This window comes from Alteromonas ulvae (assembly GCF_048987005.1).
In the GTDB taxonomy this organism is placed as follows: Bacteria; Pseudomonadota; Gammaproteobacteria; order Enterobacterales; family Alteromonadaceae; genus Alteromonas.
Window position 1 is genome coordinate 3037971 of the sequence record NZ_CP185261.1, and the last position, 26220, is coordinate 3064190.

Genomic DNA, 26220 nt, shown 5'->3' on the forward strand with positions numbered 1-26220 from the left:
AGAGAGTCTCGCCCCCGCCCCTCGACTTATTTTTTCGAGTAGTCATGGCCGTTTGTGTATTAACCTGCAGTGCTTGCTCAGATGCGCCAGCGCCTTCTCGTTTCTTTGGGGATCTATCAAAAAGTAGCTCTGAGAATAGTTCTGAAAATAGCACTAAGAATGGCAGTGACAGCGACTCTTCAACCAGCTCGTTTCAATCTGTGAATAAAACAACACCCTTAGTGCTACCAAAGGATCACGGCAGCCACCCTGATTATCAGCTTGAGTGGTGGTACCTAACCTTTGTATTGGAAGATGATGAGAAAAACGAATACGGCCTACAATTTACCTTGTTTCGATTTGCTGCCGCAAAAGAAGCTGAGGTAGCAAGCTCATGGTCTACGCCACAGCAGTGGATGGGACATGCATCACTACATTCAAAAGACGAACATTTTTTTGAAGAGCGCTTGGCGGCTGGGGGCGTGGGAAACGCCTTTGTAAAGTCTGCCCCATTTAACGCGGTTATTGATGACTGGTCGTGGCAATCAAAAAGCGACTCCCCTTTTCCCGCTGCGTTACAGTTCTCTATCAATAACAACGTAGACATTGCTCTGTCACTCACCGCCAACGGCCCATTCGTTAAACAGGGCGATGCGGGCTACAGCAAAAAAACCGAAGACGCGCGCCTTCGCTCTTACTACTACAGCCAGCCATTTATGAACGCCAGCGGTACCCTTATAATCAACAACAAAACGCTCATGGTAAAAGGTTTAGGCTGGTACGATCATGAATGGACAAGCCACTTAGCTAACAGCAATGCTATGGGTTGGGACTGGTTTTCACTGCATTTAGACGACGGTACTAAGCTGATGGCGTTTCGCATGCACGCCACTGACAATGATTCTGACGCTGGCGCGAGTACAAAAAATAGAGGCAATGAAATATATACCACAGCCTCTTACATAACAGCATCAGGACATAAAGAGACACTCGCGTTGAATGAAATCAGCATAGTGCCTTTAGATAATGAGCAAATTACTACACTAAATACCGAACGCGATGTGCCCACCACATGGCAAATAACCATTCCTAGTAAAGGTGTGGATATTACTGTATCACCATTCAAATCTGGCCAATGGAATAGCAGCGTATTTGCGTATTATGAGGGAAGAGTAAACGTCACCGGTACCCACAAAGGTACTGGCTTCATGGAGTTAACGGGTTATTGATATGATGAGGCTGCCAAGGTTCGTATTAGCGGGAGCAGATTAGGGAGGTTAAACTAAGGCGGTTCAGCAACCATAACACCATTAGTAAATAGACCAGTTAATTCGCTCACTTAATGAGGTTAATGCGGCCACCCCAAGCTGAGAGTTTCCTACACTATTTAGCGCTGGCGAAAATACACAAATAGTAAAACGCCCTGGGACGACAGCAACAATACCGCCACCTACCCCACTTTTACCTGGCAAGCCTACTTTAAACGCAAAACTTCCAGCTTCATCATACATACCGCTGGTAGCCAATAGTGCGTTAACTTGCTTAGTTTGATAAGGGGTTAGCACTTGTTCATTTGCACACGCTGACATGCCCCGATTTGCTAAAAAACTAATAGCGCGAGCTAAGTCTTCACAGCTCATTTCTATTGCGCAATTATGAAAATAGTTGTGCAACACATCTTCAACTTCGTTTTCAAAATTGCCGTAAGCCTTCATCAAATACGCCATTGCCGCATTTCTTGAGCGATGCTGAAACTCTGACTCGGCCACTACCTTGTTCACCATAATTTCGCCGTTACACGATAAACGGCGAACAAAGTCTCGCATAGCGATATGTGGCGAGGCGAAACGGGACTGCACCATATCGCTTACCACCAATGCACCAGCATTGATGAAAGGGTTTCTTGGCATCCCGTTTTCGTATTCAAGCTGCACTAGCGAGTTAAATGGCAATCCGGATGGCTCACAGCCAACTCGCTCCCACATGGTCTCGCCATAGTGATTGATAGCAAGTACCAAATTGAACACTTTTGAAATACTTTGAATAGAGAACGGTATACCGGCATCGCCAATCGACGTGATCTGGCCTTGAATATCACATATCGCAATGCCGAATTGACGTGGATTAACGGTTGCAAGGGCTGGAATATAGTCAGCCACCTTGCCCATACCCAGCATGGGCTCTACCTCATCATAAATATCTTGAAGTAGCGCTCGCATGTCGTCGTTCATCAAACCAATATCTCCATTCAATGTCTGTTATGTCGCACTAAACGTACTCACATCGCTAGTGTGGCTTGGCTATTTGCCTAACAAATCAAATATTTTTTTAGCTATATCGGTATTGTCTATTTGCCCAGTAAACGAAGAGGCACCAGCACCAAACGCAAATACTTCAACATCTACACCGGTATGGCCAGTAGTAGTCCACCCCGTATTCGTCTTAACGTCTAAAAATGTTTTTACCGCTGCGTAACGGGTTTCTTCGTCTTGGTTTGACACGCTATCTAGCATAGCGAGTTCTTCACTGGTAAGGGAAAGACCCAATTGCTGTGCAGCGTAATCTCCTGGCATGTCCTCATCAATCATCTTTTTGGCAATCATGCGAGCAGAAGCTGACATATTGTGAAGGTATTCTGGGCTCCAGCGATAATCGCCACCCGCACCAATGGTGAGGCCACCGGTACTGTGGTCTGCGGTAAGCACTACCAATGTATCTGGGTGAGTGTTGACATACTCGCGCAGATACTCCATGGTTTGAGCCAAATCGTGCATTTCTGCCATTGCTGAGCCCACATCGTTAGCATGACCAGCCCAATCTACTTGACTAGCTTCAACCAATAAGAAATAACCGTTATCGTTTTCCAGGTGCTTAATGGCGTGCTCAGTAAGGTAAGCTAAACGATCGCTGCGGCTATCATCAAGCACTGCTGGAAGCGCTACGGGGGCGAACAAACCAATGACATCGCTTCCTGCTGGAACCGATGCCAAGCTTTGGTAGGAATCTGCATATTCATAACCAGCATCAACAAATTGCGCTAAAACATCTCTATCTTCGCGTTTAAAAAATGCAGTACCGCCACCTAACATCACATCAGCTACAGGCTCGCCATTAACGCGTATATCGAAAAAATCGTCGGCTATTTCATTGTAGTTTTTGCGGCTTTCATTGTGAGCAATATACGACGCTGGCGTAGCGTGGACAATCTGGGAAGTAACGGCCAGCCCTGTTCTCATGCCCTTTGTCTTTGCATAGTGCATAACAGAATTAACAGGCTTCTTATCAACGTCGACTCCAATAGCACCATTATAAGATTTAACACCAGATGCAAGTGCAGTGGCCGCAGCGGCCGAATCGGTAACGTAACCGGATATTTTGGCAGGATAGGTAGATGCATTGCCTACAAGAATGTCATCAAAAACCACGTTTTCAATTTCAGCCGTTGCTGCATCATCGACATAATTGCGATACGCCGTGGTATAGGCCGGGCCCATTCCATCAGCTACAACCATGATAATATTTTTCGGCGCAGTTGTTGATGCGATTTGTTGAACGTTTTCGACACTTTCTGTCACTGTACAGCTTGCAACGAATGCAACAGACAAACTGCTTAATAATGAGGCACGGAATGCGCGTTTAACCATGTGGAACTTCCCTGGGTAATAACATGCGCAATCCCTTCAGCAAAACGAGATAGCGCATATTGCTAAGCAATAAAAATTACGTTTATGCGTGCAATTGTAAAGCAGACTTAGCCCAACAACAAAACTAAAAGGTTGTTGGAGCGATAAAGTGAGGATAAAACAAGCACAAAGGCATTACTGATGAGACATTGTGTTGCTATTTCGTATTACCATCTCGTAATGCCAGGCTGTGTTGCTATAGAGTAAGTTCAAGTCTTATTGTGATGGGGAAGTTCACTGCTTTTGTTCCTCTAGGTACTCCCGCATACGTTGCTGCGCAACATCCACAAGCATATCGGGCTGAAATTTTGAGATAAAGCGGTTACAACCAACTTTTTCAACCATGGCATCATTGAAACTGCCGCTTAACGATGTATTGAGCGCGATAAACAAATTACTCATTCTTGGATCACTGCGAACCTCTGCCGTTAAGCGGTAGCCATCCATTTCGGGCATTTCAGCATCAGTGAACATGAGCAAAATTTCGTCACAGGGGTTTTTACCTTCATCAGCCCATTGCTTTAACAGTGCGAGCGCTTGAGCACCGTTTTTACGCTCTATAATTGTGATACCCAATTGTTTGAGCGTATCGCTTATTTGTTTTCTTGCCGTGCTGGAATCATCCACAATGAGCACTTTTTTATCAACAAAGTGATTCACAATCTCGGTGTCCAGTATCTCTTCAGAAATTGAAATATCGTAATCGATGATTTCGGCAAGTACTTTTTCAACATCGATAATTTCTACCAGCTCTGGTTTACCTTCAATATTCACTTGCGTTATGGCAGTCAAGTAATTTGACTTTCCCATTCCGCTAGGAGGAGGCTGAATGGTATCCCAAGAAGTATTAACAATACTTTTAACTTGCCCGATAATAAAACCCTGAACACTGCGATTATACTCAGTAATGATAACGTTTCTGGCAGTTTCGTCAGTGGCAGCACCGCGCATTTTAATCGATTGGCGCAGATCGATTACGGGAATAGCACTGCCCCTATAATTCATCACGCCGCGAAGATTATCATGGGAGCCTGGCATGGAATTCAGCTTAGGCATGTTGATAACTTCTTTGATTTTAAATACGTTCATAGCAAAAATATGACGTGTACCTAGCTGAAACATCAGTAGTTCCAATCTATTTTCACCAACTAACTTGGTTCTTTGGTCGACAGACGACAATACACTCTTACTCATACTACTCACTCTTACTTAATATTCAGATGGTGATAAACCCACCGCAATAGTTACCATAGTTATACCGTCAACTGCTAGAATATCAGCGTTCACGATCAGTATGAATACATTTGCACTAAAGTCTAAGGCTCAAAAGAGGCGATTGAATTCTTAGAAACTGTACTTTTATTACCATGCGCGCTAATGGACGATAGTTCCTTGTTCTTATATCAAACACCACGTCCATTTGTATCGCCCCCTTTTGTCCCTCTCTTAAAGATAGCGTTAAACAGCAATATCTGCCTATTTATTGAAGATAATGGATCTTTGCTGAATGTATCTCAAAGCAACACTCGATAACCCCTCAATAAACCCTCAATAAACACAAATATCATTCACAAAATAAATGACGGCAATGCAAAATATATATTTTTATTATTTCGATAACCGCACTAGGATGAAATGGAACTCACGGAAACGCCCTACAGCTGAATAGTGACGAACGAAAGGCAAGCTAAACAAAAACGCGTTAACGTAAAAACATAATCATAGACGGGAGAGACGCTCATGTCGCAATACCAACAAGATATTGATAACTTCGCTACTTTAAAAGCTTCACAAAATGGCACATGGGAAGGTATTAATCCAGAATTCGCCGCTCGCATGAAGCTTCAAAATCGTTTTAAAACCGGTTTGGATATCGCTCGTTACACAGCGGCCATCATGCGTAAAGACATGGCAGATTACGACGCCGACTCTTCACAGTACACTCAATCGTTAGGCTGCTGGCACGGTTTTGTTGGACAACAAAAAATGTTGTCAGTTAAAAAACATCAGGGCACTACGAGCAAAAGCTACTTGTATTTGTCAGGTTGGATGGTAGCAGCGCTTCGCTCTGAATTCGGTCCTCTTCCAGACCAATCAATGCATGAGAAAACATCGGTTTCTTCACTTATCGAAGAGCTATACACTTTCCTTCGTCAGGCCGATGCACGTGAATTAGGCGACCTCTTCCACAAACTCGACGACGCAAAAGCGAACGGCGGCGACGTTGCAGCAATTGAAGCAGAAATTGAAAACTATGAAACGCACATTGTGCCTATTATTGCTGATATCGACGCAGGCTTTGGTAACGAAGAAGCGACATACTTGCTAGCGAAGCAAATGATTGAAGCGGGTGCATGCTGTATTCAAATTGAAAACCAAGTATCTGACGCAAAACAATGTGGTCACCAAGACGGTAAAGTTACCGTTCCTCATGAAGACTTCTTAGCAAAAATTAACGCTGTGCGTTACGCGTTTCTTGAGCTAGGTGTAGACGACGGTGTTATTGTTGCTCGCACCGACTCATTAGGTGCGGGTCTTACGCAAAAAATACCTGTATCTCAATCTGAAGGCGACCTAGCCGCTCAGTACAATGCATTCCTTAAAACGACCGACGTTGCCGGCGCTGACGATGTTAACGAAGGCGACCTGCTTCTTAAACAAGGCGGAAAGCTGGTTAAGCCAGAGCGCTTACCAAACGGTTTATTCAGATTTAAAGACGGTTCAGGTTTCGATCGTGTAGTACTTGACTGCGTTACTTCGCTTCAACACGGTGCAGATCTTCTTTGGATTGAAACTGAAAAACCTCACGTAGGTCAAATCGCGGAAATGGTTAACGCTATCCGTGAGCAAGTACCTAACGCAAAACTGGTTTACAACAACTCACCGTCGTTTAACTGGACGCTTAACTTCCGCCAGCAAGTATTCGACGCGTGGAGCGAAGAAGGTAAAGACGTTTCTTCTTATAACCGTGCGGGCTTAATGGCAGTAGAGTACGACGATACAGAGCTTGCTGCTGTAGCTGATGAGAAAATTAAGAGCTTCCAAGCAGATGCTGCTCGCGAAGCCGGTATTTTCCATCACCTAATCACGCTTCCAACTTACCACACTACAGCGTTGTCTACTGATAACCTGGCGAAAGGGTATTTTGGTGAAGAAGGTATGCTTGCTTATGTACGCGGTGTTCAACGTCAAGAAATTCGCCAAGGCCTTGCATGTGTTAAACACCAAGCAATGGCAGGTTCAGATTTAGGTGATACACATAAAGAGTACTTCTCTGGCGATGCGGCGCTGAAAGCATCGGGTGATGATAACACCATGAACCAGTTCGACGTTTAACGGAAAGTTCCCAACCTTTCCTTTATTGGGCACCTCAGGGTGCCCTTTTTTTATCTATTGATTAGCGAAAAAATACAGTGATTTACTGTCGCTGGGTAGTTCACAACCCGTTTCTTATAGGAACAGCAGCACCAAGCCTATGCATAAAAGCGTCCCGTGTTTGCACTCGTAACGACGTGGTATGTTTTCAGTTATTCATAATATTTATGGTATTTTTTTAATACTTTCATTATCAAAAAGCCGAGCAACAAGCCACTTTATACAAAAAATATAAATTAAACCTAAAAATCATAAACTTGAAATTACACCCCCCCTTCACCTAAGACTAAACGCTTATCTGACAATAGACAAAAAACACTTTACAATACACTTCTTTAATCATCTTCAGAAAGAGCATTACAGCAATGAATATAGCGAAGGTCGATCTTAATCTATTGGTTTATTTAGATGTCTTATTGCGAGAAGGCAGCGTAACAAAAGCGGCAAACCAATTGAGTATTACACAGCCGGCCATGAGTAACGGTTTAAAGCGTCTTCGCGACCTGTTTAAAGATCCTCTTTTAGTGCGAACCAGCGACGGTATGACGCCCACCAAGCGAGCATTAGAACTTCAACCTATTATTCGCGACGTACTTGGCCGCTTAGAAAGCTCCATTCAGCCAGAAACCGAGTTTGATCCGCTCACCAGCGAGAGAACCTTTCGTATCATGACAAGTGATTACGCCGAAAGCACGCTGTTGCTCGAGCTTGTAGGCCGTTTAGCCGAATTAGCGCCCAATATTACCTTAGACTTAATTACACCGAGCGATGTGACTTTTCATGACGTAGAGCAAGGCAAGGTAGACATGGCGATAAACCGCTTTGACGAACTGCCTCTTTCATTTCATCAAAAGGTGGTGTGGTATGACACTTTTAGCTGCGTAATGAGTGCTGATCACCCTTTAGTACAGCGTTGCGATCTAGAAAGTTACTTAAGTGCACAACACATTTGGGTGAGTAAGACAGGTTTCGGCGTAGGCGTAGGCATCGATCCTACCGAAGTTCAGAAGCTTGGCTGGGTAGACGCAGAACTCACAAAGATAGGGAAGCAGCGGGCTATTCGCGTATTTACACGCCACTATCACGCAGCGCTTCAAATAGCGAAAAAACAGAAGCTTATTGCAACGCTGCCAAGTAAAGCAGCCAAGCTATTCAAGCACGACCCTGACGTGGTGATAAAAGAGCCGCCGTTTGATATTCCTCCAATTGCCCTGAAAATGGCGTGGAGTGCGCTGCTGCATCACGACGCGGGTCATATTTGGCTACGCCGATTAATAAGCGATGTAGCGAGTGAAATGAATGCCGTTTAGTAACAAAGCCACAACACAAAAAAGTCACTGAAGGGCAGCAAAAGACAGAGAAAAAACAGTAAAGCAAAGCGACAAACAACAGTGCTAGCACAATAATTCACAAAATCTATGGCAACAATACAAACCATAAATTAAAAAACTATCTCTATACGCACTACACTAAGACTATTAACGTTCTAAATATGTAGTAAATACGTAATACGAATACTCACCTAGTAAAACCTTTGCTAGTAAATCAAATGTATAGAGGTAGTTATGCAAGGATATATCACGCACGGTCGATTGCAGGTTGCAGAGCAACTTAACAGCTTTATTAACGATCAGGCCATCCCAGGCACACAGGTTCAGCCAGAATCATTTTGGAAAGGCGCTGAAGCACTCTTTGCAGAATTCATTCCTCAAAATCGCGCACTCCTCGAAAAGCGTGAACAGCTGCAGCGCGCAATCGACGATTTTCATAAGGCAGGAAACCCTGCGCCTGGTAATGAATATACTGCCTTTTTAAAAAAAATTGGTTACCTTGTAGAGCAGCCCTCTAATGTTGCAGCGACCACCACAAACGTAGATGCTGAAATTGCCACCATGGCGGGGCCGCAACTCGTAGTGCCTATTAACAACGCCCGTTACGCACTCAATGCGGTTAACGCTCGTTGGGGCAGCCTTTATGACGCGTTATACGGTACCGATGTGATTGGTACCGAAGATGGCGCAGAGCCTGGCAAAGCCTATAACCCGGTTCGCGGCGCAAAGGTGGTTGAAAAAGCTAAAGCCTACTTAGACAAAATGATCCCCCTTGCCAAGGGGAGTCATGCAGACGCAGTAAAATACAAAATAGAAACAGGGAAGCTGTCGGTTCAACTTACCGATGGAGATGAAACTCCCCTTGCCAATACCGAGCAGTGGCAAGGTTATCAAGGCGACATCAACGCACCATCTGCGCTGCTATTTAAGCACAATGGCCTGCACTTTGAAATTCAGATAGACCCCACCCATCCTATTGGCGAAAGCGATTCTGCCAATGTAAAAGACGTTCTCGTTGAGGCTGCACTAACCACCATTATGGATTGTGAGGACTCGGTTGCAGCCGTTGATGCTGAAGATAAAACGTTGGTTTACAGCAATTGGCTAGGGCTAATGAAAGGCACATTGAGTGTTGAAATGCAAAAGGGGGGGAAAAGTATAGTGCGCTCCATGCATAGCGACCGCATCTATCACCCGTCAAAGCACGTGCAGTCTCAAAGTGAACTGGTGCTTTCAGGTAGAAGTTTGATGTTCGTTCGCAACGTGGGTCACCTAATGACAAACAATGCCATGTTGTTTGATGGCGAAGAAGTGCCTGAAGGTATAATGGATGGACTCATCACTTCCCTTATCGCAAAGCACGACTTACTCGGCAACAGCGAGTATAAAAATAGTCGTGAGGGCAGCGTGTATATTGTTAAGCCCAAAATGCATGGGCCAGAAGAAGTGGCGTTTTCCAACGTATTATTCGAGCGTATTGAAGACATCATCGATGTACCGCGCAATACGCTTAAAATGGGTATCATGGATGAAGAACGCAGAACCAGCGTGAATTTGCAGGCGTGTATTGCCGAAGCACAATCTCGCGTAGTGTTTATCAACACCGGCTTTTTAGATCGCACCGGCGATGAAATACACACCTCTATGTTAGCTGGGCCTTTTGCTGAAAAGGCAACATTGAAGACAATGCCTTGGATTACAGCCTACGAAACCGCAAACGTTGCGGTAGGTTTACGCTGCGGATTGTCTGGTAAGGCTCAGATAGGTAAAGGCATGTGGCCAACGCCTGATGAAATGCAAAATATGATGGACGCGAAGATTGGACACTTAAAAGCGGGGGCGAACACCGCATGGGTGCCCTCTCCTACTGCGGCAACGCTGCATGCCCTTCATTACCACGACGTAAACGTGTTTAACGTACAAAAACAGTTAGACGAACACTTCGACGGTTTAAACGACATTCTCACCATTCCGCTGTTAGCAGATACGTCTAGCCTTACTCGTGAGGGCATTAAGCGTGAAATTGATAACAATGTTCAGGGAATTTTAGGTTACGTTGTTCGATGGGTGCATCAAGGTGTAGGCTGTTCGAAAGTGCCTGATATTAATGATGTGGGCTTAATGGAAGATAGAGCCACGCTGCGTATTTCTTCGCAGCACATAGCCAATTGGCTAGAGCATGGCATTGTAAGCGTTGATCAGGTTAAAGAGTCACTCTCTCGCATGGCTGTATTAGTAGACGAGCAAAATGCCGACGATGCTGAATATATTCCAATGACGCCTGACTTGGAAAATTCTATCGGCTTCCAAGCAGCTAGCGACTTAATATTTAAAGGTAAAGAGCAACCGTCTGGTTACACTGAGCCTCTACTGCATGCAAAACGTCGTGAAATGAAAGCGAAGCTAGCACAACAATAAAACCATTAATGCAAGATGACGAGCGGGTGCCTTTAAGCACCCGTTTTTTCTTTGTAAAGCAAAGAGTAATAACATAAAAAGTAAATAATTAGTGGTGATTTACCCTGTCTACACTATGCTTAAACAATGCTTAAAGTATGCTCACGTTTTGCCTTCGATAGATGCAGTTATTACCACTATTTATCCAATACACTCCGTCTATCACATATGAATTAAAACAGAGAGAAGTATGGCAATAGCAACGGCCCCTAGTACACGTATTGTTCCCATTTTTTCTGGTGGCGGCACTCGTCTTAGTGCACATATTGGCATCATCAAAGCACTGCAAGATATGAACGTAGAGTTTTCAACACTGGTTGGCGTATCAGGAGGCTCTATTGTTGCGTCGCTTTTTGCAAAAGGATACTCCGTTGAACAAATGCGTGAACTCGCGCTGAATACCGACTTCAAGCAATTTACCGAATTCAGCCTGTTTAGATTGCTTCGAGAAGGAGGCCTATCATCAGGAGACGTGTTTCAACAATGGATTGACGAGCAATTAGCAGGCGCTACTTTTTCAGACATGCCAATGGCACTGAATATATTGGCTACCGATGTAAATGGCGGCGGCCCTGTGCTGTTTAACCGAGCAACAACGCCAGACATGAAAGTTTCTGAAGCGGTGCGTTATTCAATGTCTATTCCCCTTATTTTCTCGTTCAAACCCTTTAAAGACCATTTATTAGTGGATGGCGCCATACTATCTGAGGACGCCCTTTTTGAAGATTGGCAGGGGGATGGCACACCTTCGGTATGCTTTCGCCTGCAAAGCACCATGCAAAAACGCCGGATAATTAAAAAGAATGTATTACAGTTACCCCAATACGTTAGCATGCTTATTCGTACGTTTATGACCGCTATATCTCGAGAATACGTTAACGCGCGCTATTGGCACAATACCGTTGTGGTGAACACGGGTGAAATTTCTGCTGTAGACTTTTCGTTAACACCAGAGATAAAAAACACGCTATTCGACCTTGGGTACTCTACAACAAGAAAGTTTTTGCCGAAAAAATACGCGGGCTATATACAAACTAATGAACAGAACAGCGGGCAAGATGGCAAGGTGCTGCCCTACTAGCTAACCGAGTAAGTTTGCATTTAAATGCTGTAAAAATCTCGATACCACTCAACAAACGCTTTCACACCCTTGTCGATAGTCGTTTTTGGTTGATAGCCCGTGTCTGAAACCAATGAAGACACATCGGCGTAGGTATCTGGCACATCACCAGGCTGCATGGGCAACAGCTCTTTTTTCGCCTCTACACCCAACGCTTCCTCTAAGGTTTCAATAAAGCGAAGCAAGTGCACTGGCGTTTGAGCGCCAATATTATAGACCTTATAAGGCGCTTTGCTGGTGCTTGGATCGGGTTGCTTACCATCCCACGCCTCATTTGGCGATGCCACGTTATCAAGTGACCGAATAACCCCCTCAACAATATCATCAATATAAGTGAAATCGCGACGATGATTACCGAAGTTGTACACCTGAATAGTATCGCCTTCTAAGATCTTCTTGGTAAACTTAAACAGCGCCATATCAGGGCGGCCCCATGGACCGTATACGGTGAAAAAGCGTAAGCCTGTGGTGGGCAAGTTATACAAGTGACTATAAGTGTGCGCCATAAGCTCATTGGCTTTCTTAGATGCTGCGTAAAGGCTCACTTGATGGTCTACATTGTGCTGCTCTGAGAATGGCATAGTTTCATTAGCGCCGTATACAGAGCTAGATGAGGCATACACTAAATGACCAACCTTGTTGTGCCTGCACCCTTCAAGAATATTCACAAAGCCAACTATATTTGAATCTACATAGGCGTTCGGATTTTCCAGTGAGTATCGCACTCCCGCCTGCGCTGCTAAATGCACCACTCTATCGAACTTGTGTTCTTCAAACAGCGCGGTCATTTTTTCTCGCTCTTCTACACCCATTTCGATAAAAGCGAAGCGTGATGCCGCATCAGACGCCTTAATATGTGCCAAACGAGCATGCTTTAAGTTAACATCGTAATAGTCGTTAATATTGTCAAGCCCGACAACGTCATCACCACGATTAATAAGATACTGTGATACGGCTGCACCAATGAACCCCGCAGCGCCGGTTACTAAAATTTTCATAGAATTCCTAAAGATTATTCCGTTTCTTGTCCATCGACTTATCAATATCACCGACTAAAGACTCTATGCAAAACCGCCAAAGTTTAGAAATAGAGTGCTTCACTAAAATTTTTATCGGCATCTTAAGCATATGACCACGAATAAATACAAGATTTTGTGCCAGTCCTAAATAACGTACTTGAACTAACCGGTGATTTAAAGCAAGTACTTTGCAAAACATAAAATCAAGGACCGCTAGTTTTAACTGAGAAATTCGAAAATCACAAAGCTCGCTCAATATCGTTTTCGGCGTCTCTTTGTTTAATATTTTATTAAGGTATCGAAAGGCAAAGTACATCTCCCTCTCAAAGCCTGTTTTATCAGCAAGGTGGATAAGGTGTCGTAATTCGTCTTCATCGTCACTAAATTCATCGAGAAGTAATGAGAGATCGGTGAGATCTCGAAACCCATTGTTGAACGCTTCGCCAAAGAACAAGTGAACGGCAGAATGAAGAAACATTGCTGATGGTCTAAGAACATCTACCCCCTTTTTCACTTCTACTGTTGAGTCAAGAAAAAAGGTTATATCAGGAGCACGCCCACTCACTACTGGAACAATATTGTGGTGCACATCAAGTACAGTGCCTCGTTTTAAGTGGCGTAGAGGGGGAATTTCATGCGCCCACTCTCTATAGTACTTTTGGTCGTAGTCAGAATCAGAGGTCGATAAAAAACCAAAAAGATGCAACGTAGTTTCAGCGATGTGTAAATCGGACTGTAAGACTAAAAGATCGATATCTGCAAAAATTCTTCCTGAGGCAGCGGGATTGTGAGCCAGCACGTATCCCGCGCCCTTGAGTACAATAATATTTCGCTCTAAAGAACTCGATAATATTTTGTTGATAATATCAATTTCACTTTTCACTTGATTATGAAATAGACGGGCATGTCTTTTTGCAGCCAGTAAATGCGCGTTAACCTCTTCGGGTATGACTTTACTGCTGCAATGTGAATTAAGTAGGGTAACCGCAATTCTTGGCAAAAGTGCATGTGCTCTGGCTACTAAAATTAGGTCACGCCATTGTGTTAATGTTAAGTTTGGACAATGACGATTGACTATAATCTCGCCGATGACATGTTGAAAACAGATGCCCATTAATCCGCAACCTGTTCGTCAAGTAAGGATTTAAGCTCTTCAATATTACTGTAGGTTGCCTCTAACAACATGAGTTTAGGTATGAGTGTTGAAAGCATGTCGAAGGCAGCATGTTCAAATAAGTCAAAGTTAAATGCGTTTTCGAGTAATAGACACAATGCATTGGTTTGCGATAATTGGAATACTTCTGTTTGCGCACCGGCTTCAAATTTAGGAAAAACAACACCAAAAATATCACAAGTCTCATGCCTGCGGCTCACAGCTTCGCAGGGAGGACGCATATGTGCTACGTCTCCTTTTTGAGTGTCTACTGCTATATTGGATATATGAGCGTCAGGAAACCAGCCCTTCACTAAAGATATTGAGTTATTTTTTAAGCAGACAGGTCGAACAAAAGGACGCACTTTACATGAATCTAGCTCTATTATCGCCATTTCATCCGACAGCAATCGCCACCCCTTCATAGCAAGGTAAGCGCATAACGTACTTTTACCAGAACCAGGTGGAGCAGGAAAAATAATTGCTTTTCCATTCTTCTCCAAAACAGCTGCATGAAAAATGAGATAATTATGATAAAAATTAGCAACGCACCAGTTCATTCCCCATTCAAGTAGAGGGTAGGCGTGCGCTAATGGAAGAGGCTTGAAAGGAATGTGGTCGTCAAGTTTAAATACAGCCTGTTTTTTGTAGAAACGCCTCACGTTGTTCGGCTGCTTTACTGATATGTTAAAGTCGAACCAGTCGCTATCAGTGCTCACGTCATAATTTTTGTAGAGTTCGAAGAAGTTATCGCTTACCGCTTTTAACGACGTTCCAACATTAACCTTAACGACACCAAAATCAACAGTAAGCGCGTTATGTTTGAGCGCAGTGTAACAATCGGCTTTAGACAAGTCAGATAAAAGCAATGTTTACAATCCTACCTTCACTCAAGCAACCCGTTCAACTCGAGCACCGCCTTGAACTCATCAAGCACCTCGGTGGGAACATCGTGATACTCGCAGCTTGGCTTGAGTAAATCCACCAAGGGAACAGAATCTATTTTTCTCAGGATCGGCGTAAATTGTTCAGAAAACGTAAAAACACCGTACGACGGCAGATGGTGAACAAGGGTTCCAGAACCATCTGTAGAAAAAAATATGCTAAGCAAGCCGCTAACAACCACTGAACTAATACGTAGCGCGAACAGCGTTAACTATCTGACCTTCCGAGAATTTGACGTTGATAGCATCGTAAAGATCATTAACGTAGGCTTCGGCAGAAACTCCAGAGGGAAGAGGATATTGACCGCTCACCGCATTCAAATATGCAACAACCAGTGCTTCATTTGTCTCTGAGTATTTCGACGACTGCCTAGTAAGAAAGTCCCTGATCCTTGTATTCGAACTATTGCCCAATCCAAATGGTTGTTTATGCGGGAAAATATCTCTCCAGCGACTATTGCTGACATTAAATTGTTGACGTTTGTGCCTGTTTCCCAAGATATGGTGCCAGGTAATTGGGTCAATTCCTTTTACAGAATCGATGCTGCAGTCTTTTGCTTGTGAGAGATTTCCAGACAAATTGCCCGAGACAGAACACCCAGTAGCACCACCAAAATTACCCGCCCAAGCGGTTTTGGAGGCTAACGTTGCAACCACACCGCCGGCGGCAGCTTTTGTTATAAACTGTCTGCGCGAATTTGCTTTTGAAACATCGGCGCTCGACTCAATATCCGTGTTTACTTTTGGGGACTTCATACACATTCTCTACAATTAGGGCAACCACTGTTATTGCCCAGTGACAAGCAATTTACAGGCCACACTAAAAATCCAATATTTACAAAGGGTTGGGAACAGTGATTAATAAAGCGTTAAATATACTGACACTATCTAACACAACTGTTCAATATTTAGCTTAATCTTTGTGACAAGCGAAATAATAGCCAAACTTCACTGCTTTTACCAGTATCGACTCAACGCTCACGTTCGAGTAATTCACGAACATATTTTATGGGAACCGCATACGAAATCCCTGTGGGGGAAGACAAAGCACTTTCTTTTGTATCTTTAACTAACACTTTATTAATCACACCAACCACATTACCTGTATCAGGCTCATAAACCGGGCTACCACTATTGCCGGGATAAGCAGTAGCATCGAGCTGATAGATTAAGCTCGTCGACTGCAATCGTTTCATCATCGCAATGGTAAGTTCGTCTGCATTTCTCGCCGGTATAGCGTCCGGCGTGATAGCAGAAATGTACCCTCTATGCGTTGCTGGATATAAACCAAGAATAGCGCCAATCGGAAATCCGGTAAAAGCAACGTCTGTCCCCGGAGGAAGAAGTTCATTACTTGATAAAACCGACGGTTCAAGTGTTTCTGACAATTTCAATAACGCAAGGTCATGCTTTGGATCTATCTTTACAATCTCAGCCTTTATCTTTCTTACTTTTGTCCCCTCTCCACTCAATACCACATAGTTTTCTACTATGGTCGGGTCTAGCACTTGAGACACCACGTGATAATTAGTAATCGCATATTCACCTGTGTCTACCACGAAGCCCGTGCCTAACACGCGGGGAGCTGCATGTTTGATAGGTGCGTCAATCGCAATGGCCAACGTGCTTTTCGTGACACGGGATACCACATCAGGAAATTGCTCTTGGTCTGACGCAAGACTTGATGCGGAAGCCATAAGTATAGTAATACTGAGTAAAAGGAGCGCAAAAGAGTGAATTGAGTGCTTCAGCCAATTAAACATCTGGATATTACTCACCGTGAATATATTGCAAGATATCTTTTTCATTGTATCTGCCCCTCTCAGTTTAGTGTGCATATTGTTTGCCGCCTCTTACCTATCTGCAATTGTTGGCGCACAGAAATGGAGAAAAATGTTGTTCGCTAGTGGTTTATTCGTTCTTTTAGTTGCGTCTCAACCATACACTGCCGATGTATTACTCTATCCTCTAGAGCATAACACCGAAAACCAAACGATAAACAGCGAAAAGGCTAGCGCTACGTATATTTTCACTCCTGCCTGCTATTACGCTACCGCTGGTAATGTCTCAGAAATGTCTCGGTGGTCCTCTTGTTCTTTACAACGGCTTGTAAGAGCAAGTCAATTGTCCAGAGAACTCAACATCCCCATTATCGTCACAGGAGGAAACTTCCTTCACGACCCTACGGTCAACTATGCAAAAAAAGCCCATGCGTTATTGCGTTCGTTAGGTATTGACGAACGCCAGTTGATTATGGTTCCACAGGGTACCGATACCGCGAGTGAAGTGGAAGCAGTTAAACAATATCTCAATGAAAGTGACGTTGTTCTCGTTACATCGGCTACACATATAGATAGAACAAGACAGTTGCTAAAGGCATATTGTAAAAAGGTGTACAGTGCCCCCGTTGATTATCACAGTTCAGGTTCACTTTCACCTTTTGTTGAACGCCCCTCGACTAATGCAATGCAGCGCGTGGAAAGAGCAATATATGAATATGGTGCGCGCATAAAACACTGGCTAATTCATTAGTTAGTTCTTTAATATGAGAAGACAAATATCGAAACCATTCTATACTTATGCGATATTATACTTTTGTCCATTAGTGAGATTGGACAGATAGGGTTAAGATAAATTTCGCTAGGTTCGTACATATTTACAATTTCGGAAAACAAACTCAGTGCCCAACAAATCAATTATTGGAATAGTCAAAAATATCGTAGGTGCCAACAATAAGTTAGGCAGGGCACTTGGTGGTTATGAGAAACTTCAAGAAGCGAAGTATATATCACGCCATTTTTCCGATTTTTTGGCGCCCGTTGTGGCGGAAACTGAACAAGTTAGACACTCCAGTTATAATATTCGTCACAAGGTGTATTGCGAAGAATTGGGTTTCGAAGCGGTCAATCCATCAAACATTGAAACTGACGAGTTTGATAACTTTTCAACAGCCTGCCTTATCAGGCACAAGCGCTCTAATCACTTTGCAGGTACGGTTAGACTGGTGAGACCACACCTCGACAGTCACTTGTTACCAATAGAAAAATACTGTCTTGACTCAATTACGCATAAAACCCTAAATCCATCACTATTCGATAGAAAACAAATATGCGAAATATCTCGACTGGCTGTTCCTAAGGAATTTAGAAAACGTGAGATGGATCGCTTTTCCGGGGCCGCTTTGGGTGTTATTAACGAAGAAACCTACTCGGAAGATGAGTTACGATGCTTTCCATTTATTGCCATCGGTCTTTATTTTTCTGCCGCTGCTCTGGTTATTAGAGAAGACATTAAACATACCTACGTAATGATGGAACCACGGTTGGCACGAAGCATGCGTTTTGTGGGTATTAATTTTGAGCAGATTGGCCCTACGGTGGACTATCATGGCAAGCGAGCACCGTTTTACATCAACCCATCACTATTGTACAAAAGCCTTAAACCCACCTTCAAGGTTATGCTAAGTGATATTCAAAGTACGATTGATAACTGTCAATAAGGCCCAAAGTAATGTTTGATTATAAAAAAGCATTTTCAAGAAATATTGGCTGGGTTACCGAAGACGAACAAAGCCTCATTAAATCAAAAAAAGTGGCCATTGCAGGGGCTGGTGGCGTTGGATTTGAACACGCGGTAACCCTCGCAAGATTGGGTATTGAACGATTTACTATCGCCGACTTTGACTCATTTGAAGTTCACAATTTCAACAGACAAGCTGGGGCGTTTGTTTCAACGATTGATGAACCTAAAGTGTCGGTTCTTGCTTCAGTACTAAAAGACATCAACCCGAATTGCCACATTGAAATATTCAATGAAGGAGTTACGGAAAGTAATCTTGAAGCATTTTTCGATGACGTTGATATTTACGTTGATAGTCTTGATTTTTTTGTGATCAAAATTCGCCGGCTAATATTCAACTATTGTAAACACAATAACATTCCGGCTATCACTGCTGCACCTCTGGGCATGGGCAGTTCGGTACTGTGTTTTACTTCCTCTAGCATGAGCTTTGACGATTATTTTGATATGCATGATGGAGAGGACGAAGACCAGCAGCTTTTGAAGTTTTTGGTTGGTCTTTCGCCTAAAATGCTTCAACGAGAATACTTAGTGGTGCCGGATGCGGCAAACTTTAAGGAACAAAAAGGGCCCTCTGTGGCGATGGCCGTTAAGTTGTGTGCCGGCATAACTGGCACTAACGTGGTAAAGTTATTGTTGAATAGAGGAAATGTGGTTCAAGCTCCTAAAGCACAGCATTTTGATGCTTATAAGAATAAGTATGTCGTCACTACGCTGTATTGGGGAAATCGCGGTCTGCTACAAAAGCTGAAACTCAAAATAGCGAGTAAACTAGTTTATAAATAGAGTGTCGTAATTTTTTACAAACTAATTACGCTCACGACAAACAGAATCACTTAATCTTTAAAAAACAATAATTTAAAAAAATGGCATACTATTAGCTTATAGGTTTAGGTACTCAACCATCACAGTTTCAAAGACGGAGTCGTCATGAAGAATTTAACAAAAATTGTAGCAGGATTAGCCTTACTAGGTAGCGCAGCGGTAACTAGCGCATCACCATTATTTATTGATAACGGTGTAAACGGAGATTCTGACGCAGATACAAGAACAGACACGTTCCTTTCGTTCGTATTTAACCAATTCAATCCTACTTCTGCGTATTTGGATTTGGAAGGTGACGGCATCAGCACCGGCACATTAGTGTTTGACAGTGGCACTGCGACCATCGGTTCGTTGAGCCCACTTGCATTCGGTTCTTCGCAAGAAGGTTTTAACGGTGCTTGGGGCCTTAGTATCGAGTATGAACTGTTCGGTTTCGCAGCAATTGCTGATGATGTTAACGGCAATGGTTTTTTTGAAGCAGGCGATACCTTAGCGGCACAGTTTGTTGACGGTTTCTTAAACATGAATTACGTTGACGCAAACGGAAGTACTCCGTTTTTACAACTGGACGTTACAGGTTCTGCCTTTAACATTAATCAGGGTGTTAACTTTTCTATTTTTGGTCAGCCTACTTCAGCAAGCAACATTCTGAATACTGAGGAAGCGTTCTTCGGCAGCACTGGTTTTGGTGACGCGATTAACAATTTAGATCCTGTTAACATTGGCGCATTAGCAAGCCTACTTATTGGCGACGCTACACAGGCCCCAACGGCTAACAACAACTTTCCTGTTTCAACGTTCCAACAGAATGTACTTGATTCTCTTGGTTTAAGCACACTGCCACAAACTGCGCAGTGGCTAACTAGAACAACTAGTATCAACACAGCAAGCCTTACGCTTGAGGTACCTGCACCGTCTAGTCTTGCTATCTTCGGGCTTGGGCTACTAGGCTTAGGTTTCTCTAGACGTTTAAAAAGCAAATAAACGCCGATAAAGCATTTCAGTACGAAGCCCTCAGTTTATGACTGGGGGCTTTTTTTATGTTATGCGATAAAGTATATATTTTAATCGCTTTTGTGCCCCTTAGTTTTTTAAATGATAAGCGGCTTTCATAACAACATTAAGTCAGCACTTTACCTCTTCCCCGGTTTATTTCATTATTTATAAAAATACATTCGCTTTGTGGTTGTGTGTTTATTTATTGGTTGTAGGCGGGTAAAGTAGAAAGAAAAGGAACCGCTATGAAAAGATATGCTTTTTACCTCATACTTTGCGCAACTGCATTTTCGTGCAGTCAGCCGTATAAAGACATAGACACGTCTGACCCTGATGCATTCTTTGAAAAATACGCCTCTCATGATGCAGAAGTGTTATTAAAGGAAAGTATACAAAGAGCGCCCGAAAACACTGAATTACGCCTGTTGCTAGGGCAGTCTTATCTTCACCAAGGCAAGTACGAAAGTGCCGAAAAAGAATTCATACACTACCTTGAGAATACAAAAAGTGACACGCTATCGAATACCTTCTATGAGTTGTATTCAGAAGCACTGTTCTTTACCGAAAACCAAACTCTTTTAGACACTATTCCACTTGAAGCTCAACAGCAGAGCGTCAAAGTAGCGACGCTTGTAAAAATAAGCCGTGGCGTTGGAACGGCGCAAGCCATTGAGCAGAACACAGTAGTTCATGACATCAACACTGCCTCTATTGATACCGCCGAATTGACACAAAACAACTATTATTTGTATTTTGCAAAGCTTGAAAAACTGTTCTCCGACGCTGATTATCAGCAGGCTGCCCGTATATCTGAACCACTAAAACGTTTACGTCCTTTCGACAATCAGGCGTTGTTTTATTTAATGCTTTCGTATTACAAATCCGGAAGTTTTCAAGAAGCCGATACGCTAGCGCAGGAGCTTCTTGTTAAACAGAGTAACAATGCCGTTGCCAATCTCATTAGAAGTGCCTTCTTTTTAAACTCAAAAGATTTCGCCAATGCCAGAAAATTCATCAATATTGCAATGCGAGAAGGCATGGAAAATATAGATGCAAGCATTGTAGCTGGGGTTTCAAATTATCATCTTAAGAATTTTGAGCAGGCCCACGAGCATTTAACAAAATATCGAGATACCGTTGAAAAAAATAACGAGCTGCGCAAGTACCTCATTGCTACAGAGATAGAACTCGGTATTTTTGAGCATAATGCTGAAACACTGCCTAAAGATGACAGCGGCGTGTTGTTCGGCCTCGATATCATTGAGCGCTTAGAAACATCAAACGCTACCGATAAAGTGGGGCCATTCCTCGAATTTATCGAAGACATAGACATACAAAATGACGAGTTGAGTCAAGTTGCTAATTTAACATTGGTCTCTCGCGGAATACCTCAATTAACCAAAAGCGAACTCGTTGAATTACTCGCTGATGCGGACATTAACGTCGTCACACTGTATATCAGTGCACTTATCGCTGGAGACAGTATTGAGCTAGCTCTCGATACATTGAACGAGCTAATGAAAAACGCTCCTTCAAATACCGATTTAATGTCGTTAAAAGCTGCATCCCTATTAAAAGTAGACCGACAAGCAGATGCGAGAAGCGAAATAGCCAAATTATTAGACATTGCCCCTAATAATCTCATGGCGCAAAAATTCTTCGCATTTGAGGCTATTGAAAATAAAGAGTACGAAGACGCTATACGTCAGTTTCAATCAATACTAAAACAGAAGTACTCTAGCTCCACCATGGCGGGATTAATAAAAGCCTCGAATTTAAATAATACACTAAATCAAAGTATTAATTGGTTAACTACCCTTTACGCCAATGCGCAAAACATTGTGTCTAACTTGGCGGTGGACATCGCTTTTCTTAATTATCAAAACGGGGATATAGACGCTGCTAAAACGTATTTACAGAAGCTAGAAGACACCGACAATAAACCTAGTAGGTATTATATTTTACTTATGACTATGCATAGAGAGCAGCGCAATCATAAGGAAGTTCACAATACTATTAAGCAGTGGGTGGCAAACAGAGGCGTAAATGAACAGGTTACTCGCGTCGCGTTAAATTATTATGAAATGGAGCAACAATGGGAAGCCGGGCTTGAATTTGTTCAGCTGATAAAGGAAAGCTCTAACGCATCAACAATGCCTAATATGCCTTTTATTAACGCATACTTTCTTGTCAAGAATAATAAAGTAGCTAATGCGAAAAGCCTGTTGAAAAATGTTGCGCCTAACGGTAGCTACTTTAACGTTAAAACCGAGGGTTTGATACTCGCCACCGAGAATAAATGGCGACAAGCACTTGAGAAATTTACCACGGTGTACGGGCAATTACCGTCAACAGAAAATGCATTGTTAGTATTTAAAAGCTATCAAGCATTAGACAATGTTTCAACCGCAAGCACGTTTGCAGAAAAACGCAGTTCTGAGTTTCCAAAGGATACAGGCTTTAAGCTGAGATATGCAGAATGGATGTTGGTACAAGACCCTTTAACAGCGATACAATTGTACCAAGAACTGATTGATAACGGTCATAAAACGACTACCATCTACAACAACTTAGCATGGCTTTTGTTGCAGAATAATAAAGCACAAGACGCAGAGCCGCTAATTGATAACGCTTTGGTTCTGCAACCTAGTAATGTGAGTGTCATTGATACTGCCATCTCCATCAAATTGGCATTGAACAAGCCGTCTGCAGCGATAGAGTTAGCCAATAGTGCCGTTGATAAAAATAAAGGGAATTTTAGCGCTGAAATACTTCGAGTTGAAACGCTGATTAAGGCCGCTAAGTTCGATGAGGCTAAAGTAAGACTTCGCGGTATCTCACCAGCTAGCGCAAAAGAGCAAGAAGTCATTAAGCGACTGAATAATCAATTACAGCGAGCGGCTACTTGAGTCCAACGTTATCGATAAAAATAGTACCTCATTGCAGTGTCAGCGTTTTCGAAGATTTTTGTAAAGATTTGGACGTTACTTGGAAATATGGCATGTGCAGCGATGTGTGGCTTGGTAACTGGCTAAGGATAGCACTGACCAAGCCAGATCTTTTTATTTTATTAGAAAACACTAAGCCTGTGGGTTTCTGTTTTTTTACTATTAAGAGCATAAAAAGATACGGGATATCGTGGAAGGCGGCTTATTTAAATCAGTCTGGAGAATCGATCATCGACCAAATTTGGGTTGAAAACAACCGAATTTTTTGTCCTGAACACTATCAATTAGAATTTTTAAGACTTATTAGTGACACACTTTTTACGCATTATTTTGTGAGCGAAATGTTAATTCCGCTCACAGATCAGCGGCTGACATTCGACTGTATTAGTCACAATAGCGCACTTTACAGTAGTGACGATAATTTGAGCTATGTCAAAAAGCTCAACGACCTTACCAACGTTAATGACATTCTATTCACGTTATCAAAAAACTCACGCTATCAACTTCGGCGCAGCATTAAACGATTAAAAGAACATGTAGGAGAAATTCAGCTATCTTTACCCCAAACTCACGCTGAACAAGATTCATTTTTTAATCAAATGTCGAGCTTGCATATAGCTCGATGGGGGAAAACCAATGAAGGGAGTGGTTTTAACAACGAGAAGTTTGTTTCCTTTCACAAAATGATGCTAACAACACCAGAGACAGCGGTAATAGTGAAGCTTCACGCTACAAACGTTGATCTGGGCTACGCTTATTTCATAACACAAAACAACACCGCCTATTTTTACTGTTCAGCCATAATGCACTCGCCCGAACTCACTCCTTTTAAAGTGGGTCACGTATTGCATTTATATTGTATGCAATACTTTGCGTCGCTTGGATATCATACCTACGACTTTCTTGCAGGCGATTACCGATACAAGCAGAGTTTATCTGATACAACGTATACCATGTATACGTATAAGCTTGTAAAAAAGCGAAGCCTACTTTTTTATCTTGGGAGAATAAAGACGTTGGTCAGTAGACTTTTCTCAACACCTTCGCCGGATTCCCCCCAACAATAACGCCTTCGGGCACATCATCCACCACTACAGCGCCCGCAGCCACAATACTTCCCTTGCCTATATTGGCCATAATCAACGCGCCATTTCCTAACCAACAGTTTTCGCCTATTTCTACTTTAGAAAAGGTACCGCCTTGGTCTTTAATCGGCTTTGAGGGGTCTGAAAAGTTATGCTGCCCTTTTCCACTCATAATGTGAACACCGCTGCCTAGCAATGTGTTTTGACCTATGCTGCATTTACCAATATTGCATTGAGGGCCAATGTAAACGCCCTCCCCAATGCTTGTGTCTTGCTGGGAAAACAAGGTACCAAAACAAATTACGGCGTCTGGCGAGCATTGCGTAAACACAAAGCGGAAAAAACCACTGCGTAAGTAACTGCCCATTTTACCGGGTAACAGCGATAAAATCTGACTGTAACTTGCTATCAAGGCATCTTTATTTAACACCATCGACAATAGTAAGTAAGAAATGGTCACTGGGCTTATTAACAGCGCTAACAACAAAAAAACACAACGCTTAATAAATGGCTTCATATTTTTTCCAACGCCTGTTTTAGGGGCTGCAACTGTTGTTGCCAGCTATACGTGTTATGCAGTGCATCGAAGGCACTCGTTGCTTTTTGTTGTGCAATGTCGGCTTCTTTTACACACCTAACACACGCATCGATGAACGCACTGCCGTTGTCGGCTATGAACATAGTGCTATCGCTCGCGTAGCTTATTCCTTCAGCCCCCATACTGGTGGTTATTACGGGTAATTTGCATGCAGCGGCCTGCAATACTTTATTCTGCACGCCTCTGGCCAATCGAAATGGCGCTACAAACGCCGTTGCCCTATGAAAGTACGGCAACATGTCGTCGACAAAACCAGTCACGTCAATAGCCCCATCACGCTCAGCTAACTGCTTTATGTCTTTGGTGGGGTTCATGCCTCCCACAGTAAAGGTAGCACCGGATACACGCTGCTTTATGGTGGGCCAACAGTGCTCAACAAACCACATAACTGCATCCACATTAGGTTTATAATCCATTACACCGGTAAATAAGAAGTTAACCTTAGTTGGTGGCGTAGCAGCAGGGAAAAAGGCTGAAAAATCCAACCCGTTTCCTAATACTTGCACAGGTTTATGGGCACTTACCGTTCGCGTAAACAAACGCACTTCCTCGCCGGCAATCAAAAAGGTGTCGTCAAACTCTGCGTTCGCTTGTGCCTCTAACGCGTTAATCTTTCTGCTTTCTCTGGTGTAAACAGCGCGCATTGGAAACGCGCTAGATGCGGCATATTGACGCCACTTATCAGAATCGACATCCATCATGTCCATAAAAAGCGCACAGGTTCGGCCATGATAATTAGGAGAATTAAAAACGTAATAACCTAAGCTTGAGGCGCTAAGTAGCAGTGCGTCGCAGCCACTTTTTAAACGTAAATTTACTTCGTTTTGCAGTGCTCTACAATAAAACGCGCCCACACTAATTGCCTGGCGATTCAGCAGTGCCCAACTGTAGCGGATAATTTTATGAGACAGCGGGAATACGCTTACCGAAATATTCAGCTTTTCAGCAAGCGCGTTAGCATCGGCGTGGTCTTGTTCGCTTTCGCCTAAACACAGCACATCAACGCGATAGCCCAGTTGACTTAAAAACTCAATTTGATGATAAGTACGAAGCTTTTCGCCCTTATTCGGCGGATAGGGCACCCGTTGAGATACGACAGTAATGTTGTGCGGCTTCGCCATTTTTGCG

At 43.1% G+C, this 26220-nt stretch carries 22 protein-coding genes; 11 read left to right on the top strand and 11 right to left on the bottom strand.

The genetic code is table 11. The features are described from left to right. Positions 1 to 44: 44 nt before the first annotated feature. Positions 45 to 1208, top strand: coding sequence for a lipocalin-like domain-containing protein (locus tag ACOJR9_RS13345; RefSeq protein ID WP_420933429.1), 1164 nt, complete (start codon positions 45 to 47; stop codon positions 1206 to 1208). Positions 1209 to 1289: 81 nt separating this feature from the next. Here the strand turns inward: ACOJR9_RS13345 and glsB are convergent, their stop codons facing one another. The 3 genes from glsB to ACOJR9_RS13360 form a co-directional block, all read right to left on the bottom strand. Further along, entirely contained in the window at positions 1290 to 2198 is a 909-nt protein-coding gene (gene glsB, locus ACOJR9_RS13350; RefSeq protein ID WP_420936139.1) for a glutaminase B, read from the bottom strand. Between the two features lie 81 nt (positions 2199 to 2279). Then, positions 2280 to 3623: an alkaline phosphatase gene (locus ACOJR9_RS13355; protein ID WP_420933430.1), complete on the bottom strand. Its 1344-nt coding sequence runs from the start codon at positions 3621 to 3623 to the stop codon at positions 2280 to 2282. Positions 3624 to 3896: 273 nt separating this feature from the next. After that, the gene (locus tag ACOJR9_RS13360) at positions 3897 to 4856 is read right to left on the bottom strand and encodes a chemotaxis protein CheV (RefSeq protein ID WP_420933431.1); all 960 of its coding nucleotides are present in this window, start codon (positions 4854 to 4856) and stop codon (positions 3897 to 3899) included. Positions 4857 to 5402: 546 nt separating this feature from the next. On the opposite strand from ACOJR9_RS13360, the gene ACOJR9_RS13365 reads away from it, so the two are divergent. From ACOJR9_RS13365 to ACOJR9_RS13380, 4 genes are all read left to right on the top strand, one after another. Continuing rightward, positions 5403 to 6998, top strand: a complete 1596-nt coding sequence (locus ACOJR9_RS13365; protein ID WP_420933432.1) for an isocitrate lyase — start codon at positions 5403 to 5405, stop codon at positions 6996 to 6998. A 404-nt stretch (positions 6999 to 7402) separates the two neighbouring features. Next, a complete protein-coding gene (locus tag ACOJR9_RS13370; protein WP_420933433.1) occupies positions 7403 to 8347 on the top strand; it encodes a LysR family transcriptional regulator in 945 nt (314 codons plus the stop codon). A gap of 255 nt (positions 8348 to 8602) precedes the next feature. Next, positions 8603 to 10786 carry a malate synthase G gene (locus ACOJR9_RS13375; RefSeq protein ID WP_420933434.1) on the top strand — a complete coding sequence of 728 codons (2184 nt, stop codon included), beginning with the start codon at positions 8603 to 8605 and terminating at the stop codon, positions 10784 to 10786. A 229-nt stretch (positions 10787 to 11015) separates the two neighbouring features. After that, positions 11016 to 11906, top strand: a complete 891-nt coding sequence (locus ACOJR9_RS13380; protein WP_420933435.1) for a patatin-like phospholipase family protein — start codon at positions 11016 to 11018, stop codon at positions 11904 to 11906. A 20-nt stretch (positions 11907 to 11926) separates the two neighbouring features. On the opposite strand, the gene ACOJR9_RS13385 is transcribed toward ACOJR9_RS13380, so the two are convergent. From ACOJR9_RS13385 to ACOJR9_RS13410, 6 genes are all read right to left on the bottom strand, one after another. Beyond that, positions 11927 to 12943 carry an NAD-dependent epimerase gene (locus ACOJR9_RS13385; RefSeq protein ID WP_420933436.1) on the bottom strand — a complete coding sequence of 339 codons (1017 nt, stop codon included), beginning with the start codon at positions 12941 to 12943 and terminating at the stop codon, positions 11927 to 11929. 7 nt (positions 12944 to 12950) lie between these two features. Beyond that, positions 12951 to 14078 carry a nucleotidyltransferase family protein gene (locus tag ACOJR9_RS13390; protein ID WP_420933437.1) on the bottom strand — a complete coding sequence of 376 codons (1128 nt, stop codon included), beginning with the start codon at positions 14076 to 14078 and terminating at the stop codon, positions 12951 to 12953. Next, entirely contained in the window at positions 14078 to 14986 is a 909-nt protein-coding gene (locus ACOJR9_RS13395) for an HprK-related kinase A (protein ID WP_420933438.1), read from the bottom strand. Before ACOJR9_RS13395 ends, ACOJR9_RS13390 begins: the two co-directional genes overlap by 1 nt. Before the next feature lie 17 nt (positions 14987 to 15003). Beyond that, positions 15004 to 15228 carry a hypothetical protein gene (locus ACOJR9_RS13400; RefSeq protein WP_420933439.1) on the bottom strand — a complete coding sequence of 75 codons (225 nt, stop codon included), beginning with the start codon at positions 15226 to 15228 and terminating at the stop codon, positions 15004 to 15006. Positions 15229 to 15247: 19 nt separating this feature from the next. Next, positions 15248 to 15817 carry a twin-arginine translocation signal domain-containing protein gene (locus ACOJR9_RS13405; protein WP_420933440.1) on the bottom strand — a complete coding sequence of 190 codons (570 nt, stop codon included), beginning with the start codon at positions 15815 to 15817 and terminating at the stop codon, positions 15248 to 15250. A gap of 215 nt (positions 15818 to 16032) precedes the next feature. Further along, positions 16033 to 16869, bottom strand: coding sequence for a S1 family peptidase (locus ACOJR9_RS13410; protein ID WP_420933441.1), 837 nt, complete (start codon positions 16867 to 16869; stop codon positions 16033 to 16035). On the opposite strand from ACOJR9_RS13410, the gene ACOJR9_RS13415 reads away from it, so the two are divergent. From ACOJR9_RS13415 to ACOJR9_RS13440, 6 genes are all read left to right on the top strand, one after another. Further along, positions 16841 to 17593, top strand: coding sequence for a YdcF family protein (locus ACOJR9_RS13415; RefSeq protein ID WP_420933442.1), 753 nt, complete (start codon positions 16841 to 16843; stop codon positions 17591 to 17593). The two genes, ACOJR9_RS13410 and ACOJR9_RS13415, sit on opposite strands and share 29 nt — an antisense overlap. 148 nt (positions 17594 to 17741) lie before the next feature. Next, a complete protein-coding gene (locus ACOJR9_RS13420) occupies positions 17742 to 18560 on the top strand; it encodes a PEP-CTERM/exosortase system-associated acyltransferase (protein ID WP_420933443.1) in 819 nt (272 codons plus the stop codon). Between the two features lie 11 nt (positions 18561 to 18571). Continuing rightward, positions 18572 to 19426, top strand: a complete 855-nt coding sequence (locus tag ACOJR9_RS13425; protein ID WP_420933444.1) for a ThiF family adenylyltransferase — start codon at positions 18572 to 18574, stop codon at positions 19424 to 19426. A gap of 144 nt (positions 19427 to 19570) precedes the next feature. Beyond that, positions 19571 to 20449, top strand: a complete 879-nt coding sequence (locus tag ACOJR9_RS13430) for a PEP-CTERM sorting domain-containing protein (RefSeq protein WP_420933445.1) — start codon at positions 19571 to 19573, stop codon at positions 20447 to 20449. A 257-nt stretch (positions 20450 to 20706) separates the two neighbouring features. Then, entirely contained in the window at positions 20707 to 23370 is a 2664-nt protein-coding gene (locus ACOJR9_RS13435; protein ID WP_420933446.1) for a tetratricopeptide repeat protein, read from the top strand. Then, positions 23367 to 24476: a GNAT family N-acetyltransferase gene (locus ACOJR9_RS13440; protein WP_420933447.1), complete on the top strand. Its 1110-nt coding sequence runs from the start codon at positions 23367 to 23369 to the stop codon at positions 24474 to 24476. The genes ACOJR9_RS13435 and ACOJR9_RS13440 overlap by 4 nt, the downstream gene beginning before the upstream one ends. On the opposite strand, the gene ACOJR9_RS13445 is transcribed toward ACOJR9_RS13440, so the two are convergent. Together ACOJR9_RS13445 and ACOJR9_RS13450 are read right to left on the bottom strand one after the other, a co-directional pair. Beyond that, positions 24430 to 25011 (bottom strand): acyltransferase, encoded by a 582-nt coding sequence (locus ACOJR9_RS13445; RefSeq protein WP_420933448.1) that lies wholly within the window; start codon positions 25009 to 25011, stop codon positions 24430 to 24432. The genes ACOJR9_RS13440 and ACOJR9_RS13445 overlap by 47 nt on opposite strands. Continuing rightward, entirely contained in the window at positions 25008 to 26213 is a 1206-nt protein-coding gene (locus ACOJR9_RS13450; RefSeq protein WP_420933449.1) for a glycosyltransferase, read from the bottom strand. Before ACOJR9_RS13450 ends, ACOJR9_RS13445 begins: the two co-directional genes overlap by 4 nt. Positions 26214 to 26220 lie beyond the last annotated feature (7 nt).